Origin of the sequence: Kaistia sp. 32K, assembly GCF_016629525.1 — a bacterium.
GTDB lineage: Bacteria > Pseudomonadota > Alphaproteobacteria > Rhizobiales > Kaistiaceae > Kaistia.
In genome coordinates this window covers 3,941,153-3,957,464 of sequence record NZ_AP024269.1, presented here as the reverse complement: position 1 = coordinate 3,957,464, position 16,312 = coordinate 3,941,153, and the positions used below count along the sequence as shown (strand labels likewise).

The window sequence follows — 16,312 nt, the reverse complement described above, 5'->3', positions numbered from 1 at the left end:
GCGCCGATCGCGTTAGCGTTCCGGTAGCGAAGCGTTAGCGCGCCGCCTGCATCAGCGGGTAGGACCGCCGGACCGTCTCGGCGATGACGGCGGCGACGGCCGCCTTGATCAGATCGCCCGGCACGAAGATCAGCGATCCCTTGGCGGCATCCCAGAGCGACAGCTTGGCGACCATGGCGAGCCAGGGGATGCCGATCAGATAGACCACGCCGATGCCGCCGATCGCCGAGAAGACAAAGAACCAGACGGCGTTCATCCGCCGCCAGTTCAATTCGGTCAGCCAGCCGGTGACGAAGGCGGCGAACGGCCAGGCGATGATGAAGCCGGCGGTCGGGCCGAAGAAGACCGAGAGGCCGCCATGGCCGCCGGAGAGCAGCGGCAGACCGAGCGCCACCAGCAGCACGAAGAGCAGGATGGCGAGCGCGCCCCGCTTGGCGCCGATCAGGCTGCCGGCCAGCATGACGCCGAGCGTCTGGGCCGTGATCGGCACCGGCAGGAAGCCGACCTGGAAGGCCGGCACCAGATTGATCGCCGCCATCAGGGCTGCGAACAGCGCGATATAAACGATGTCACGCGTCGAAACGTCCCGGCTCATCGGATTGTCGTCTCCTGTTGGGGGATCCAGGATCCCCAAGGCTTAGTCTTCAAGTCTCGTAGCCGCGCGCCTCGATGGCGTCGGCAAGTTCGTCGGCGGATTTCAGCGTGCGGATGATCAGCGGCACGATCAGCGCCAGCGGATTGGCGGCGAGCCCGCGCGCCGCCTGCGCCTCGCGGATATGACGGAATTCCTCTGATATCAGCGGCACGAAGCGGATGGCGAGCGCGATGGCGAGCCCGACCTTCTCCGGATTGACGCCAATCGGCCGGAACGGCCCAAGTAGCCATTCGACCAGCTCCGCCATTTCCGAGACCGGCGTCGTCAGCGTTACGGCGCTGGCGAGCAGGATCAGCGTCGCGAAGCGCGCCACGGTAAGCGCGCCTTCCGCGATCGACCCGAAGACGAGATGGAACAGGAAGATGATGCCGAGCAGGATCGCCGGGCCGCGCAGTTGCGCCATCAGGCTGCGGAACGGCGCGCCGGTCGAGAGATAGACGGCGAAGGCAAGCGGTACGCTGGCGAAGACGGCGATCTCGGACGGCACCAGGAACAGCGCCAGCGAGATGACGAGCAGCGCCGAAAGCTTGGCGCCGGCCGTCGCGCGGTGCAGCCTCGAATGGCCCGGATGATAGAGCCCGATGGTCATCGCATCCGCTCGCGATAGAACGGCAGCACTTCGCCAGGCAATCCGTCGGCGGCGACGCGGCCATCCTCGATCATCAACACGCGCTCGAAGCCGGCGATCAGCTCGAGGTCGTGGCTGACGACGAGGGCCGGGTGCGGCAGCGCGTCGATGGCGGCGGCGACGCGGTTGCGGTTGCGGAGGTCGAGCAGCGTCGTCGGCTCGTCGAAGACGAGGATCTCGGGATCGGTGACGAGCACCGCCGACATCGCCACCAGCTGCTTCTCGCCGCCGGAGAGCAGATGCACCGGCCGCTCGCGCAGATGGCCGAGATCGTATCGCGCCAGCGCCGCGTCGATGCGCGCATCGATCTCCGCCTTCGGGATCTTGCGCGCCTTCAGCCCGAAGGCGAGGTCCTCGCCGACGATCGGCATGACGATCTGGTGGTCGGGGTTCTGGAACACGAAGCCGACCTTGCGGCGGATCGCCTTGACGTCCTTCCTCGTGTCGACGCCGTCGACCAGCACGCGCCCCGCCTTCGGCAGGACCAGCCCGTTCAGCAGCCGCGCCAACGTGCTCTTGCCGGAGCCGTTGGCGCCGACGATGCCGATGCGGCGCTCGGCGAGCGCGAGATCGATCCCGGTCAGGACGGGCCGGCCATCGAAATCATGGCTGACCGCTTCGAGCACGATCATTGAGCCTTCGGCCCCCGCTTGCGGATTGTGCGATGCCGCATGCGATAGAGCGTGTCCTTCGCCGGGTCAATTGTCGCAGGTGGGGGAGGCGCTGCGCACGACGAATTCGTCGAGATTGCCGATCCCGTCGGGCCTATCCAGCATCGCCGCCACGGTTGCTGCTCTGGAAGGGACGCGAATTGGCGTGATGCCTTCGGCGCGCAGCACCACTTCCGCCGCGGCCCGCGCGTCTTCGCCGGCATCGTGGTGATGGAATTCAAGCCCGAGATGGATCTTGAGATGGGCCAATCCATGCCCGCCATTGCCCTTCAGTTCGGGCCAGGCGTTCCGGGCGACCTGAACGCTGTCGCGCCAGGACCAGCTCGGCGCGGCACGCCCCGCATTCGTGCAGGCGGCGGAAATGGCGCTGCGGTCGAAGCCGGAATGCTGATAGATGATCGCGCCGTCCAGCGCGGTTTCCAGAACGGGCAGAACCTCCAGGAACGTCGGAGCGCCCCGCACCTTGTCGGCCGTGATGCCGTGCAGGCCGCTCCAGAGCCAGACATCGGTCCTCGGGTCGACGCAGGTCACCCATGTCTCGATCGAATGATCGGCCCGCACGCAGGCGACGCCGATCTGGCAGATGCTGCCTCGATCGTTGTTGGCCGTCTCCACATCCAGCGCGAAGAAACGGAAGGGACCTTGCGGAAAGGGCTGCCAGTGCATCGACACTCTCGGATTCGCAGGAACGTTGGATGGCGGCGTTCCATGCGCTTCCGGCAGCGGTAGGCTTCATCCAGCCCGCCGAGGCGGGATCTTCCCATCATGCAGGAAGACGGGCGCTCCTTCAAAGGCTGGATGATGGTCTCGTCCAACGGCGAGCCAAATCGTCGTTGGAGGCGGGAGCGTCGTTTGTTGACGCTCCCGCCTCCTGTCGGGTCGCGCCTCAGGCCGGCTGCGCCTGCCTCTGGCGGAGCGGCGGGAAGGTGAGGGCGATGGCGACCGCGCCGAGGCCGACGATCGACGAGCCGATGAAGAGCCACGCATAGTTCTGGTAGGTGTCGAAGATCCAGCCGCCGATCCAGGGCCCGAGCGCCATGCCGAGGCTCGACAGCAGGGTCGCCGCGCCGAGCACCGCGCCGAGGTTCTTCTGGCCGAAATAATCATGCGCGAGCACGGCATAGAGCGGCATCACGCCGCCATAGGCGGCCCCGAAGATCAGCGCCAGCAGATAGAATTGCTCGAGTTGGCCGACGAGGCTGTAGGCGGCGATGACGAGGGCCTGCACCAGCAGTCCCGCCACCAGCACCGGCTTGACGCCGAGCCTGTCGGCGCCGACGCCGAGCAGGATGCGGCCGCCGAGCCCGGCAAGCCCCTCGACGCTGTAGATGCTGACGGCCGCCATCGGCGAGACGCCGCAGACGATGGCATAGCTCACCATGTGGAAGATCGGCCCCGAATGCGCCGCGCAGCAGGCAAAGAAGGTGAGGCCGAGGATCCAGAACTGCGGCGAGCGCAGGGCGCCCTGCATCGTCATGCCGCCGACCGCGGAGCCGTCGGCGGCGGGGATCGCGGCGGGAGCCGTGGTCCTGGGAGGGGTGCGCAACAGCATCGTCGCCGGCAGCAGCACGACCCAGGTGCCGATGCCGATCGCGAGCATGGCGACGCGCCAGTCATAGGCGGTGATCAGCCAGCGGGCGAAGGGCGAGATGGTCATCGGCGCCATGCCCATTCCGGCCGAGACCAGCGAGACGGCGAGGCTGCGGTTGGTGTCGAACCAGCCGGTGACGGCGGCGATCACCGGGGCGAAGAAGGCGCTCGCGGCGAGGCCGACGAGAATGCCGAAGGTCAGCTGGAAGGCGAGAAGCGAGGTCGCCCGGCTGGCGAGAACGAGCGCCAGTCCGAGCAGAAGCGAGCCGATCAGCACGACGACGCGCGGCCCGAAACGGTCGCTCGCCGCGCCCCAGCCGATGCCGGCGACGCCCATGATCAGGAAGTTGAGCGTCATGGCGCTCGATATGCCGGCCCGCGACCATCCGGTGTCCGTGGACATCGGATCGAGGAAGACGGCGAGCGAGAACATGGCCCCGATGGCGACGCAGCCCATCAAGGCGCCCGCGAAGACGACGAGCCAGCGATTGAAACCGGTCATGCTGTGTATCCTTCAAAAAGGGACTTCGCACGGGCGCAACCGACCGCTGCCCTACAGCAACCCCGACGAACGAGGGGCGGCGACTTCGACAGGCTGGCGGAATTTTATCACGAGAGGGTCGGGTGAGGGCCTTGCTTGAGGCTTGCCTGCTCGAGGAGGACCAAGGATCTGGCCGTCACGGTCTTCCGTTGCATGGATCCCGGCCTTCGCCGGGATGACGGCGGAGCGTGGGGTGAAGAACCCTCACCCCAACCCTCTCCCACAAGGGGAGAGGGCGCGCGTCTGTGCCTGTCGCAGCGTTTCGGAATCGATGAAGCGCGCCGGCCAAAAGCCCTCTCCCGTTGCGGGAGAAGGTGGGGTGAGGGGGCTGCTTGGGAAGGCAGGTTTGTCCAAATCTTGGAGCCTTCCAGCCGATCAACCGCCTCCACCATCATCCTGAGGTGCTTCGCGTCAGCGAAGCCTCGAAGGAGGATCCAGAGGGCACTGCAATGCTCGGACGAAATCTGCCCGCAGTCTCCAGGTGTTCCCTGGACCCTCCTTCGAGGCCCGGCTTCGCCTGATACCTCAGGATGATGGGGGAGGTTTGTTCGGGAGGACGGTCTCGGCGACCGATCGACCGCGGGAGCGTGGGGCGGCGCTCAGCGAAGGTCTTCCGAGAGAGGGTAGTCTTGGCGCTACCAGTATCGCCCATCCGTCCGCCGGTATTTTTTCCGCCTCTCATCGGATACGATCCGGCAGCGATTCCGCCCTGAGACCCCCTTTGGCTAAAAGCAGTTCATGACCCAGAACCTCTCCGCCCTTCTCCCGATCGTGAAAGCCGCGCCGGTCGTCCCGGTGCTGATCATCGAAGACGTCAAGACCGCCGTGCCGCTGGCCCGCGCGCTCGTCGCCGGCGGCCTGACCGCGCTCGAGGTGACGCTGCGCACGCCGGCCGCCCTCGACTGCATCCGCGCCATCAAGGCCGAGGTCGAGGGCGCCAATGTCGGCGCCGGCACCATCCTGAACCCGAAGCAGTTCGACGAGGCCGTCTCGGCCGGCTCCAGCTTCCTGGTCAGCCCCGGCGCCAGCCCGAAGCTGATCGCGCATGCGGCCGGTTCGCCGGTGCCGCTGCTGCCGGGCGTCGCCACGGCCGGCGAGGCGATGTTCCTGCTCGAGGAAGGCTACGGCGCGGCAAAATTCTTCCCGGCCGAGCAGGCCGGCGGCGCGCCCTATCTGAAGGCGCTGGCCTCGCCGCTGCCGGGGCTGCAGTTCTGCCCGACCGGCGGCGTCAGCCTGAAGAACGCGCTGAGCTACCTGTCGCTGCCGAACGTCATGTGCGTCGGCGGCTCGTGGGTGGCCCCGGCCGCCGCGATCGCTGCCGGCGACTGGGCGGCGATCACCACGCTGGCGCGCGAAGCGTTCGAGCTCCGCGCCGCCTGAATTACGGATCGTCCTTCTGTAGAAGAGAGCTGCCTGCAAAGATCTCCAGGGATCCGGAAGGCCCGCTCCGCAACGGCAGGATGAGACAAACGGGCCGCTTCTGCGCTGTGCAGGGGCGGCCTTTTTCTTTCGCGACGAACGATCTCGCCGGAAGGATTCTGTCCGTTCGGTCGCCATCTTGCCTTGTCGCGGCAATCGGTGCTCACTACTTCCCCCATGCGTATGGACGCGGTTCCAGATAGGGAAGAGTGAGATGATCGACGGCAAAAGCATTCTCGACCAGCTACTCGGCGCGGCAACCGGGGCAGGCGGCGGCCAGGGACAAGGCAGCTTCGGTGATCTCAGCCGGATGAGCGGCTCGCTCGGCAGCGGCGGCGGCCAGCCGGCCGGCGGCGAGGCGGGCGGCCTCGGCGACCTTCTGGGCAGCGTTCTCGGCGGCCAAGGCGGTCAGGCCGGTGGCCAGGGCGGCGGTGCCGGCGGTCTTGGTGATCTCCTCGGCGGCATTCTGGGCGGCAACGGCAATTCGGCCGCAGGCGGCTCCGGCGGGGGCGGCATCGGCGACGTCGTCGGCAAGGTGACCGAATACGCCAAGCAGAATCCCGGTCTCTCGACCGCCGCGGCCGGTGGCCTTGCGGCGGTGCTGTTCGGCGGCAAGGGTCCGAAGCTCAAGGCCGACGCGCTGACGCTGGGCGGTCTCGCCGCGATCGGCACGCTCGCCTACAAGGCCTACCAGCAATACAAGGTCAACAATCCCGATGCGCCGGCGAGTTCGGCGCCGACCGGCACCCCGGCGGCGTTGCCGCCGGCCGATTCCGCCTTCCATCCCGCCAATGCCCCGGGTGGCTCCGATGCGGTTGCGCTCTCGATCGTCTCGGCGATGATCGCGGCGGCCAAGGCCGACGGCAGCATCGACGCCGACGAGAAGCAGAGGATCCTCGGCAAGCTCGGCGAGGGCGGCCTGACCGGCGAGGAGCGCGAGTTCCTCAACAAGGAGTTCGCCGCTCCGCTCGACATCAACAAGATCGTGGATTCGGCCACCGGTCCCGAGCACGCGATCCAGCTTTATGCCGCGTCGATCCTGGCCATCAATCCCGATCATCCGGCCGAGCGCGGCTATCTCGACATGCTCGCCGCCCGCCTCGGCCTCGATGCCGACCTGAAGGCGTCGATCGAGAAGGCGGTCGCCGGCGCGTCGGCCTAAGGAAGACCCTCACCCCAACCCTCTCCCGCATGCGGGAGAGGGAGTTTTTCTTCGGCTCCCCCTGAGGGAGATACGCCTCGCACCCAGTCTCATCAGGCTGAGGTGCGAGCGCAGCGAGCCTCGAAGCCCGCACTATGCCGCCTTGATGTTCGCCTGCAGGAATTCGTCGATGCGGGCGATCGCCTTGCGGATGTTTTCCGTCGAATTGGCGTAGGAGAGGCGGATATAGCCCTCGCCATAGACGCCGAAATCGGGGCCGCCGATGGTGGCGACGCCGGCCTGTTCCAGCAGCGCCGAGGCGAGCGGCTTGGCCTTCCAGCCCGTCGCCTTGATGTTCGGGAAGGCGTAGAACGCGCCCTTCGGCGTCGCGCAGGTGATGCCGGAGATCTTGTTCATCTCCTCGACCACGACGGCGCGGCGGCGGTCGAACTCGGCGACCATCGCATGCACCGCGTCCTGCGGGCCGGTCAGCGCGGCGAGGCCGGCGAACTGCGCCGGGGCGTTGACGCAGGACCAGCAGTTCACCGCGAGCTTGCGCACCTTGTCGATCAGCGCCGTCGGCCAGACCGAATAGCCCATGCGCCAGCCGGTCATCGCATAGGTCTTCGACCAGCCATCGAGCAGGATGACGCGGTCGCGGATCTCCGGATAGGAGAGCAGCGAGGTGTGCTCCAGCCCGTCATAGATCATCTGGCCGTAGATCTCGTCGGACATAATCGCGACGTCGGGCCACTTGGCGAGGCCGGCGACGAGCTTGTCAATCTCTGCCTTCGGCGTGACGCCGCCGGTCGGGTTGGCGGGCGAATTCAGGATGATCAGCCGCGTCTTCGGCGTGATCAGCGCCAGCGTCTCCTCGGCCGAGAAGGCGAAGCCGTTCTCCTCGCGGATCGGCACCGGGATCGGATTGGCGCCGGTGAACTCGATCATCGAGCGATAGATCGGGAAGCCAGGATCCGGATAGAGGATGTCGGCGCCGGGCTCGCCGAACATCAGGATCGCCGCGAACATCGTCACCTTGCCGCCGGGAACCACCACGACATTGTCGGGCGATACCGGCGCGCCGGTGCGCTTCGATACGTCGGCGGCGACGGCCTCGCGCAGCGGCAGGATGCCGGTCGCCGGCGTATAGCCGTGCTCGCCGTCGCGCAGCGCCTTCACCGCCGCCTCGACGATATGGTCGGGCGTGCGGAAATCGGGCTGGCCGATGCCGAGATTGATGATGTCGCGGCCCTGGCGCGCCAGGTCGGTGGCGCGGGCGAGCACGGCGAAGGCGTTCTCCTCGCCGATGCGTTCGAAGTTGGCGACTGTCTGGAACATTTCTTTCCTCCCGGGCTATGTCTTTGCGGGGTATGATTTTGTTGATGGCCGCGACGACACGGCCATTGATTTCGTATGATGTTTCAGCGCATCCTCAGGCCAAAATCAAATCCGATTTTCCGGGAGAGCCTCTTACCATGTCGTCCACCACACCCCGCAAGCTTCGTTCCCAGTCCTGGTTCGACAATCCGGACAATCCCGGCATGACCGCGCTCTATATGGAGCGCTATCTGAACTACGGCCTGACCCGCAAGGAACTGCAGTCCGGCAAGCCGATCATCGGCATCGCGCAGACGGGTTCGGACCTGTCGCCGTGCAACCGCCACCACCTGGTGCTCGCCGAGCGCGTCCGCGAGGGCGTGCGCGAAGCCGGCGGCCTGGTCATGGAATTCCCGGTCCATCCGATCCAGGAGACCGGCAAGCGTCCGGGCGCCGCGCTTGACCGCAACCTCGCCTATCTCGGCCTGGTCGAGCTCCTCTACGGCTATCCGCTCGACGGCGTCGTGCTGACGATCGGCTGCGACAAGACGACCCCGGCCTGCCTGATGGCCGCGGCAACCGTCAACATCCCGGCGATCGCGCTGTCGGTCGGCCCGATGCTGAACGGCTGGTACAAGGGCGAGCGCACCGGCTCGGGCACGATCGTCTGGAAGCAGCGCGAGCGCCTCGCCGCCGGCGAGATCGACTATGAAGAGTTCATGGAGATCGTCGCTTCGTCCGCGCCGTCGACCGGCTATTGCAACACGATGGGCACGGCGTCGACGATGAACTCGCTCGCCGAGGCGCTCGGCATGCAGCTGCCCGGTTCGGCCGCCATTCCGGCGCCGTATCGCGAGCGCCAGCAGATCGCCTACGAGACCGGCAAGCGCGCTGTCGAGATGGTCTGGGAAGACCTGAAGCCGTCCGACATCATCACCCGCGAGGCGATCGAGAACGCCATCGTCGTCAACTCGGCGATCGGCGGCTCGACCAACGCGCCGATCCACATCAACGCCATCGCCCGTCACATCGGCGTCGACGTCACCGTCGACGACTGGCAGACGGTCGGCCACAAGGTGCCGCTGCTGGTCAATCTGCAGCCGGCCGGCAAGTATCTGGGTGAAGACTACCAGCATGCCGGCGGCGTGCCGGCCGTCGTCAACGAGCTGATGAAGCACGGCCTCATCCATGAGAATGCGATGACCGTCAACGGCAAGACGATGGGCGACAACTGCCGCAACGCCGAGATCGAGCTGCCGGACGTCATCCGCACCTTCGAGACGGCGCTGGTGCAGGACGCCGGCTTCATCGTGCTGCGCGGCAATCTGTTCGACAGCGCGATCATGAAGACCAGCGTGATCTCGAAGGAGTTCCGCGACCGCTACCTGTCGAACCCGAACGATCCGGAGGCGTTTGAGGGCCGCGCGATCGTGTTCGACGGTCCGGAGGACTACCACCACCGCCTCGACGATCCCGAGCTGAACATCGACGAGAACTGCATCCTGTTCATCCGCGGCACCGGCCCGATCGGCTATCCGGGTGCGGCCGAGGTCGTGAACATGCAGCCGCCGGCAGCCCTCATCAAGCGCGGCATCCTCTCGCTGCCCTGCATCGGCGACGGCCGCCAGTCGGGCACGTCGGGCTCGCCGTCGATCCTGAACGCCTCGCCGGAAGCCGCCGCCGGCGGTGGCCTCGCGCTGCTGCAGACGGGGGACCGCGTCCGCGTCGACCTGAACAAGGGCTCGGCCAACATCCTGATCTCGGACGAGGAACTGGCGGCTCGCCGCGCGGCCCTCAACGCCGCCGGCGGTTTCCCGATCCCGCCGAGCCAGACGCCGTGGCAGGAGATCCAGCGCGCGCTGACCGACCAGCTGGCCGACGGCATGGTGTTGAAGCCCGCGGTCAAGTACCAGCGGGTCCACCAGACCTACGGCATCCCGCGCGACAACCACTGACGCGTGGTTTCGGAAAGCCCCGGCTTTCCCAGTGTTTCCAACATTGCATGACCGGCCCTTGCGGCCGGTCATGTCGTTTCTGGCGAGCTGCTTCCTCACCTCTCCCTGAGGGAGAGGTCGACGCACGACGTGCGGCGGGTGAGGGTTTACGGCCTCAAAAGTCAGATCTTCCTCGCGCCTTATCCTGAGGGTTTCCTAAACCCTCACCCGGCTCTTCGAGCCGACCTCTCCCTCAGGGAGAGGTGAAGGAGGGGGAGAGAGGTCGCCACGCGGAGCACGGTCCACGGGCAGGGCTCCGTCGCCCCGGCGGAGGCCGGGGCCCATGAACACCGGCCAGGAAGCATTCGGCCCAGCTCTGGGCCGGTGTGTCTGGATCCCGGCCTTCGCCGGGATGACGGCAGAGGACGTCGCCGGGATTTTTCCCCATTCCCGAGACTCCACCATCATCCTGAGGTGCCCGGCAAAGCCGGGCCTCGCCCCGGGGCAGGGGAACGACCCGCATTCCCTCCCCCTTGTGGGGAGGGTTAGGGAGGGGGTACCACCTCGCGGGTCGCCGGAAAGAGTGGATTGCTTTCGGACGGGTCGGTGCCGGTACCCCCACCCCGACCCTCCCCACAAGGGGGAGGGGGAAAGCCACCGCCGCGCCTCATCCTGAGGCGCCCGGCAAAGCTCTCTGAGGATCGCTCCGGGACGGATATCATCCGGACCGATCTTGTCTTAATTGTCGTCATTCCCATTCCGTTGGAGGCTCTCTTGCCGCGTCTGAGAATTTCGCCCGAGGGCATCGGCACGCATTTCTGGCTGGTTCCGGACAACAAGCCCGCCTATGCGATCGAGCCGGACGATCTCGACCTTTCCGATGATCTGCTCGACCGGATCGAGGCGTGGAGCGACGCCTTCGACGCCATCTTCGATCCCGAGGATCCGAAGGGCTCGCGTTTCCCGAGCGCCGAGGCGGAAGTGGTCTGGCGCGCCGAAGGGCAGATGCTGGTCGCCGCGATCCGCGACGAACTCGACGACGACTGGGACATCGAAGCCCGGTTCTGAGCCGGGCGCATCGGGAGAGGAACGTCATGGGTAAACTCAACGCCGCCTGGCACGAGGCCCATCCGATGCCGCGAAACCCGACGCTCGACCAGCGCGTCGACTGGCATCTCGCCCATGCCGCGAATTGCGGCTGCCGCGCCGTGCCCCGCCGGATCGCCGAGGAACTGGCGCGGCGGGGGATCAACCTTCCGCAACGGCGCGAAAGCGGCGCGGATGCATCGACATCGGACGCCTGATCGCTAAGATCGGCGGGGGTCGAGGGCGAGGAACACCATGACATCGATCGCGGCGCGTCGCGCCAATTTCCGCAAGCTGCATGACGCGGGCTGCTTCGTCATGCCCAATCCATGGGACATCGGCAGCGCCCGGCTTTCCGCCGGCCTCGGTTTCCCGGCGCTGGCGACGACCTCGGGCGGCTTCGCCTTCAGCCGCGGCCTGCCGGACGGCGCCGTCGACCGCGACACCATGCTGGCGCATATCGCCGAGATCGTCGCCGCCACCGAGCTGCCGGTGAACGCCGATTTCGGCAACGCCTTCGCCGACGCCGCCGAGGCGGTCGCGACCAATGTCGCGCTTTGCGTCGAGGCGGGCGTCGCCGGGCTTTCGGTCGAGGACATGGCGGCGGATCGCTCGCTCTATGAATTCGACCACGCCGTCGCCCGGGTGCGCGCGGCGCGCGCCGCCATCGACGCGGCCGGACCGGACGTGCTTCTGACGGCGCGCAGCGAGGCGCTGCTCACCGGTCATCCGGGCGGGCTGGACGAGGCCTGCCGCCGCATCGCCGCCTTCGCGGAGGCCGGCGCCGACGTGCTCTTCGTGCCGGGCAAGCCCGATGCCGCTTCGATCGCCAAGGTGATCGACGCCGCCGGCGGCAAGCCGGTCAACGTCATCGCGCTCGATCCCGCGCAGTCGATCGCCGATCTCGCCGAGGCCGGCGTCCGCCGTGTCTCGCTCGCGACCGCGCTGGCGCGTGCCGCCTATGGCGGCTTCCTGCGCCTCGCGCGCGAGGTGGCCGGGTCCGGCACGTTGACCGAACTCGCCCATGCCGAGCCCGGCGCCGAGCTGAACCGTTTCTTCGCGCCCTTCGCCGGAGGTTCCCAATCGTGACATCGTCTGAAACCTATCCGGTCGGCGTCGCCGTCGACCCGACGCCCGCGCCGCGCCCCGCTCGCGTGCCCCTCGAGGGCCGCCACGTCGAGATCGTGCCGTTCGATCTCGCGGCGCACGGCCGCGACATCTACGAGCTATCGGCCGGCGCCGCCAATGACGGCCTCTGGGCCTATCTCGGGCATGGGCCCTTCGCCGATTTCGATGGTTTTTCGGCCTATTACGCCGAGGCCGCGAAGAAGGAGGATCCGCTTCTCTTCGCGATCCTCGATCGCGCGACGGGCAAGGCCGTCGGGCATGCCACCTATCTCCGCATCGCGCCGCAGGACCGCGCCATCGAGGTCGGCAACATCCTGTTCACGCCCGCTCTGCAACGCACCATCGGCGCCACCGAGGCGATGTATCTGATGGCGCGGCACGCCTTCGACGATCTCGGCTATCGCCGTTACGAGTGGAAGTGCAACGATCTGAACGCGCCGTCGCGGCGCGCGGCGAAGCGCTACGGCTTCCGCTACGAGGGCACGTTCCGCCAGCACATGATCATCAAGGGCCGCAATCGCGACACCGCCTGGTTCTCGATCCTCGACCACGAATGGCCGCGCGTAAAACAGGGCTTCGAGGCGTGGCTCGATCCCGCCAATTTTGACGCCGAGGGGAAGCAGAAGACGAGCCTCGACTGCGGGGCGGAGACGTGAGCCAGCCGCGTCGCGGCGGTCCGGAGGATCGCGCGGAGATCGAGGCGCTGCAGCGGGCCGCCTATGCGCCGAACCGCGCCAAGCTCGGCGTCGAGCCGCTGCCGCTGCTGGCCGATTATGCGGGGCTGCTCGAAAGCCACGAATTCTGGCTGCTCGACGGAGACACGGGGCTTTCGGGCGCGCTGGTGCTGGAGATCCGGCCGGAGGACCTCCTGATCTGGAGCGTCGCGACGTCGCCCGACGCGCGGGGGCAGGGCGTCGGCAACCGGCTGCTCGCCTTCGCCGAGGCGCGGGCGCGCGAGCTCGGGCTTTTGACGCTCCGGCTCTACACGGGCGAGAAGCTCGTCGACAACATCGCCTGGTACGGGCGACACGGCTACGCGATCGAACGGCGGGAGGAGCTCGCCGATCGCGTGCCGCTCGAGGGCCGCTATGTCGAGATCGTGCCGTTCGATCTCGCGGCGCATGGCCGCGACATCTACGAGCTGTCGGCCGGCGCCGCCAATGACGGCCTCTGGGCCTATCTCGGCCACGGACCCTTCGCCGATTTCGAGAGCTTTTCGGCCCATTACGAGGCGGCCGCGAAGAAGGAGGATCCGCTCCTCTTCGCGATCCTCGATCGGGCGACGGGCAAGGCCGTCGGGCACGCCACCTATCTCCGCATCGCGCCGCAGGATCGCGCGATCGAGGTCGGCAACATCCTGTTCACGCCCGCTCTGCAGCGCACGATCGGCGCCACCGAGGCGATGTATCTGATGGCGCGGCATGCCTTCGACGATCTCGGCTATCGCCGTTACGAGTGGAAGTGCAACGACCTGAACGCGCCGTCACGGCGCGCGGCGAAGCGCTACGGCTTCCGCTACGAGGGCACGTTCCGCCAGCACATGATCATCAAGGGCCGCAACCGCGACACCGCCTGGTTCTCGATCCTCGACCACGAATGGCCGCGCGTGAAAAAGGGCTTCGAGGCGTGGCTCGATCCCGCCAATTTCGACGCCGAGGGGAAGCAGAAGACGAGCCTCGACTGCGGGGCGGAGACGTGAGCCAGCCGCGTCGCGGCGGTCCGGAGGATCGCGCTGACATCGAGGCGCTGCAGCGGGCCGCCTATGCGCCGAACCGCGCCAGGCTCGGCGTCGAGCCGCTGCCGCTTCTGGCCGATTATGCGGGCCTGTTCGCGAGCCACGAATTCTGGCTGCTCGACGGGAACGAGGGCCTCGCGGGCGCGCTGGTGCTGGAAGTCCGGCCGGAGGACCTCCTGATCTGGAGCGTCGCGACGGCGCCGGAAGCGCGGGGTGAGGGCGTCGGCAACCGGCTGCTCGCCTTCGCCGAGGCGCGGGCGCGCGAGCTCGGGCTTTCGACGCTCCGGCTCTACACGGGCGAGAAGCTCGTCGACAACATCGCCTGGTACCGGCGACACGGCTACGCGATCGAAAGGCGGGAGGCGCTCGCCGATCGCGTTCTCATTCATATGATCAAGACAACAAGCTGAGAAGAACGGGAGAGAATTCATGACGGGACGTCTCACGGGCAAGCGCGCCTTTCTGACGGCGGCGGGCGCCGGCATCGGCCATGCCACGGCGCTCGCCTTCGCGGCCGAGGGCGCCTACGTCATCGCGACCGACCTGAAGGCGGAAGGGATGGCCGATCTGAAGGCCGGCGGCGTCGCCGAGGTGCATACGCTCGACGTGCGCTCGACCGAGGCGGTCGACGCGCTGTCGAGACAAGTCGGCCCGGTCGACATCCTCTTCAACTGCGCCGGCTTCGTGCATCACGGCACGGTGCTGACGACGTCCGATGACGACTGGGATTTCTCCTTCGACATCAACGTCAAGGCGATGCACCGCACCATCCGCGCCTTCCTGCCTGGCATGTTGGAAAAGGGCGAGGGCTCGATCATCAACATCTCGTCGGGCGCGAGCTCGGTGCGCGGCATCCCGAACCGCTACGCCTATGGCGCGTCGAAGGCCGCCGTCGTCGGCCTGACCAAGGCGATCGCCGCCGACTATATCCGCCAGGGCATCCGCGCCAATTCGATCGCGCCCGGCACGATCCAGTCGCCCTCGCTCGACGGCCGCATCGCCGAGCAGGCGGAAAAGCAGGGCAAGACGGTGGAAGAAATCCGCCAGCAGTTCATCGACCGCCAGCCGATGGGCCGCCTCGGCACCGCCGAGGAAATCGCGTCGCTCGCGATCTACCTGGCGTCCGACGAGTCGCGCTACACGACCGGCCAGGTCTACCTGTCGGACGGCGGCTTCTCGCTCTGAGGGGCGCTGTCAGCGGGGGGATGCTCCGTCGTCATCCCCGCGAAGGCGGGGATCCATGCAGCCGGGTTCCGGGGCGTGCGAACTCCCCAAGGCTTCGTCTGAATGGATCCCGGCTCGGAGGCCGGGATGACGGCGAGCGTGGGGCGACGGCGGCGCGAAAGGCCGGAATGTGACTCCAGGCCGGCACTCTATTCACCTCGCCCTCAGGGAGAGGTGAAGGAAAACCCCCTCCCGCGTGCGGGAGAGGGGACTTCGAACGCCTGGAGCGCCTTACTTCTTCTTCCAGCCGGTGAACGGCGTCTCGTGGACGGGGCTGAGCGGCGGCTTGTCGTCGGCGAAGGCGAAGAGGTTGTCGATGACGCGCTGGCCCATGGCGTTGCGCGTATAGACCGAGGCCGAGCCGACATGCGGCAGCAGCACGACGTTCTCGAGCGCGATCAGCTCGGCCGGAACCTGCGGCTCCTTCTCGAACACGTCGAGGCCTGCGGCGAGGATCCGCTTCTCTTGCAGGGCCTTGATCAGTTCCGGCTCGTCGACCACCGTGCCGCGGCCGATATTGATCAGCACGCCCTCGGGGCCGAGCGCGTCGAGGACGGCGCGGTTGATCACCTTCTCAGTCGAGGCGCCGCCCGGCAGCACGGAGAGCAGCGTATCGACGTCGCGGGCCATCTCGGTCAGGTCGGCATAGTACTTGTAGGCGACGTCCGAGGCCGGGCGGCGGTTGTGGTAGACGACCTTGACGTCGAACGCCTCGAGGCGGCGGGCGATCGCCTTGCCGATGCGGCCGAGACCGACGATGCCGACGGTGCGGTCGCGCAGCGAGCCGCTGAGCCGGTAGTTGCCCGACGGCCACTTGCCGGCGCGCAGATAGCGCTCCGAAGCAGAGAGCTCGCGCACGGTCATCAGCAGGAGGCCGAGCGCCGTGTCGGCGACTTCCTCGGTCAGCACATCCGGCGTGTTGGTGACGATGACGCCCTTGGTCGCCGCATGCTTGGCGTCGACCGCGTCATAGCCGACGCCGAACGAGGCAATGATCTCGAGCTTCGGCAGCTTGTCGATCAGCGCCGCGTCGACGGCGCCGCCGACGGCAACAGCCTGGATGCGCGGCGCGATCTCGGCCAGCGTCGCGGCCGGGTCCTTCGCCTCGTAGAGCCGATGCACGACGAACTTGGCGTCGAGGGCATCGTTGATGTTCTGCTGCATGCGGCCGGGCATGAGAAGTTCTGGCCGAGACATGGACGCTCCTTGGATGTGGCTGCGCGCGATCCCGGCCGGCGCGTGC

17 protein-coding genes are annotated in these 16,312 nt (G+C 67.5%); 10 read left to right on the top strand and 7 right to left on the bottom strand.

Annotated features, from left to right (window positions below):
• Positions 1-34: 34 nt before the first annotated feature.
• The 5 genes from K32_RS18370 to K32_RS18350 all read right to left on the bottom strand — a co-directional run bounded on the left by K32_RS18370 (position 35) and on the right by K32_RS18350 (position 4,046).
• Positions 35-595 (bottom strand): biotin transporter BioY, encoded by a 561-nt coding sequence (locus tag K32_RS18370; protein WP_201400904.1) that lies wholly within the window; start codon positions 593-595, stop codon positions 35-37.
• Positions 596-644: 49 nt separating this feature from the next.
• The gene (locus K32_RS18365; protein ID WP_201400903.1) at positions 645-1,244 is read right to left on the bottom strand and encodes an energy-coupling factor transporter transmembrane protein EcfT; all 600 of its coding nucleotides are present in this window, start codon (positions 1,242-1,244) and stop codon (positions 645-647) included.
• On the bottom strand, positions 1,241-1,915 hold the full coding sequence (locus K32_RS18360; RefSeq protein WP_201400902.1) for an energy-coupling factor ABC transporter ATP-binding protein: 675 nt from the start codon (positions 1,913-1,915) through the stop codon (positions 1,241-1,243). Before K32_RS18360 ends, K32_RS18365 begins: the two co-directional genes overlap by 4 nt.
• Before the next feature lie 66 nt (positions 1,916-1,981).
• A complete protein-coding gene (locus tag K32_RS18355) occupies positions 1,982-2,620 on the bottom strand; it encodes an exonuclease domain-containing protein (RefSeq protein ID WP_201400901.1) in 639 nt (212 codons plus the stop codon).
• A gap of 220 nt (positions 2,621-2,840) precedes the next feature.
• On the bottom strand, positions 2,841-4,046 hold the full coding sequence (locus K32_RS18350; RefSeq protein WP_201400900.1) for an MFS transporter: 1,206 nt from the start codon (positions 4,044-4,046) through the stop codon (positions 2,841-2,843).
• Positions 4,047-4,823: 777 nt separating this feature from the next.
• Here K32_RS18350 and K32_RS18345 point away from each other — a divergent pair.
• Positions 4,824-5,465 (top strand): 2-dehydro-3-deoxy-phosphogluconate aldolase, encoded by a 642-nt coding sequence (locus K32_RS18345; RefSeq protein WP_201400899.1) that lies wholly within the window; start codon positions 4,824-4,826, stop codon positions 5,463-5,465.
• Between the two features lie 253 nt (positions 5,466-5,718).
• Entirely contained in the window at positions 5,719-6,666 is a 948-nt protein-coding gene (locus tag K32_RS18340; RefSeq protein ID WP_201400898.1) for a tellurite resistance TerB family protein, read from the top strand.
• A gap of 132 nt (positions 6,667-6,798) precedes the next feature.
• On the opposite strand, the gene K32_RS18335 is transcribed toward K32_RS18340, so the two are convergent.
• Entirely contained in the window at positions 6,799-7,983 is a 1,185-nt protein-coding gene (locus tag K32_RS18335; protein ID WP_201400897.1) for a pyridoxal phosphate-dependent aminotransferase, read from the bottom strand.
• Positions 7,984-8,120: 137 nt separating this feature from the next.
• On the opposite strand from K32_RS18335, the gene K32_RS18330 reads away from it, so the two are divergent.
• From K32_RS18330 to K32_RS18300, 8 genes are all read left to right on the top strand, one after another.
• Complete coding sequence (locus K32_RS18330; protein ID WP_201400896.1) at positions 8,121-9,917, top strand: IlvD/Edd family dehydratase; 1,797 nt, start codon at positions 8,121-8,123, stop codon at positions 9,915-9,917.
• A gap of 753 nt (positions 9,918-10,670) precedes the next feature.
• Positions 10,671-10,964 carry a hypothetical protein gene (locus K32_RS18325; protein WP_201400895.1) on the top strand — a complete coding sequence of 98 codons (294 nt, stop codon included), beginning with the start codon at positions 10,671-10,673 and terminating at the stop codon, positions 10,962-10,964.
• A 26-nt stretch (positions 10,965-10,990) separates the two neighbouring features.
• A complete protein-coding gene (locus tag K32_RS18320; RefSeq protein ID WP_201400894.1) occupies positions 10,991-11,200 on the top strand; it encodes a hypothetical protein in 210 nt (69 codons plus the stop codon).
• Positions 11,201-11,237: 37 nt separating this feature from the next.
• Entirely contained in the window at positions 11,238-12,071 is an 834-nt protein-coding gene (locus tag K32_RS18315) for an isocitrate lyase/phosphoenolpyruvate mutase family protein (protein ID WP_201400893.1), read from the top strand.
• On the top strand, positions 12,068-12,766 hold the full coding sequence (locus K32_RS18310) for a GNAT family N-acetyltransferase (RefSeq protein ID WP_201400892.1): 699 nt from the start codon (positions 12,068-12,070) through the stop codon (positions 12,764-12,766). Before K32_RS18315 ends, K32_RS18310 begins: the two co-directional genes overlap by 4 nt.
• Positions 12,763-13,809, top strand: a complete 1,047-nt coding sequence (locus K32_RS24990) for a GNAT family N-acetyltransferase (protein WP_244669599.1) — start codon at positions 12,763-12,765, stop codon at positions 13,807-13,809. Before K32_RS18310 ends, K32_RS24990 begins: the two co-directional genes overlap by 4 nt.
• Complete coding sequence (locus K32_RS24985) at positions 13,806-14,255, top strand: GNAT family N-acetyltransferase (RefSeq protein ID WP_244669597.1); 450 nt, start codon at positions 13,806-13,808, stop codon at positions 14,253-14,255. The genes K32_RS24990 and K32_RS24985 overlap by 4 nt, the downstream gene beginning before the upstream one ends.
• 19 nt (positions 14,256-14,274) lie before the next feature.
• Entirely contained in the window at positions 14,275-15,030 is a 756-nt protein-coding gene (locus K32_RS18300) for an SDR family oxidoreductase (protein WP_201400891.1), read from the top strand.
• Positions 15,031-15,300: 270 nt separating this feature from the next.
• On the opposite strand, the gene K32_RS18295 is transcribed toward K32_RS18300, so the two are convergent.
• A complete protein-coding gene (locus K32_RS18295) occupies positions 15,301-16,266 on the bottom strand; it encodes a 2-hydroxyacid dehydrogenase (RefSeq protein WP_201400890.1) in 966 nt (321 codons plus the stop codon).
• Positions 16,267-16,312 lie beyond the last annotated feature (46 nt).

Excerpts from the sequence above, each read along its gene's own strand:
- K32_RS18370 (WP_201400904.1), bottom strand. The coding sequence starts at position 595 with ATGAGCCGGGACGTTTCGACGCGTGACATCGTTTATATCGCGCTGTTC.
- K32_RS18365 (WP_201400903.1), bottom strand. The coding sequence starts at position 1,244 with ATGACCATCGGGCTCTATCATCCGGGCCATTCGAGGCTGCACCGCGCG.
- K32_RS18360 (WP_201400902.1), bottom strand. The coding sequence starts at position 1,915 with ATGATCGTGCTCGAAGCGGTCAGCCATGATTTCGATGGCCGGCCCGTC.
- K32_RS18355 (WP_201400901.1), bottom strand. The coding sequence starts at position 2,620 with ATGCACTGGCAGCCCTTTCCGCAAGGTCCCTTCCGTTTCTTCGCGCTG.
- K32_RS18350 (WP_201400900.1), bottom strand. The coding sequence starts at position 4,046 with ATGACCGGTTTCAATCGCTGGCTCGTCGTCTTCGCGGGCGCCTTGATG.
- K32_RS18345 (WP_201400899.1), top strand. The coding sequence starts at position 4,824 with ATGACCCAGAACCTCTCCGCCCTTCTCCCGATCGTGAAAGCCGCGCCG.
- K32_RS18340 (WP_201400898.1), top strand. The coding sequence starts at position 5,719 with ATGATCGACGGCAAAAGCATTCTCGACCAGCTACTCGGCGCGGCAACC.
- K32_RS18335 (WP_201400897.1), bottom strand. The coding sequence starts at position 7,983 with ATGTTCCAGACAGTCGCCAACTTCGAACGCATCGGCGAGGAGAACGCC.
- K32_RS18330 (WP_201400896.1), top strand. The coding sequence starts at position 8,121 with ATGTCGTCCACCACACCCCGCAAGCTTCGTTCCCAGTCCTGGTTCGAC.
- K32_RS18320 (WP_201400894.1), top strand. The coding sequence starts at position 10,991 with ATGGGTAAACTCAACGCCGCCTGGCACGAGGCCCATCCGATGCCGCGA.
- K32_RS18315 (WP_201400893.1), top strand. The coding sequence starts at position 11,238 with ATGACATCGATCGCGGCGCGTCGCGCCAATTTCCGCAAGCTGCATGAC.
- K32_RS18300 (WP_201400891.1), top strand. The coding sequence starts at position 14,275 with ATGACGGGACGTCTCACGGGCAAGCGCGCCTTTCTGACGGCGGCGGGC.
- K32_RS18295 (WP_201400890.1), bottom strand. The coding sequence starts at position 16,266 with ATGTCTCGGCCAGAACTTCTCATGCCCGGCCGCATGCAGCAGAACATC.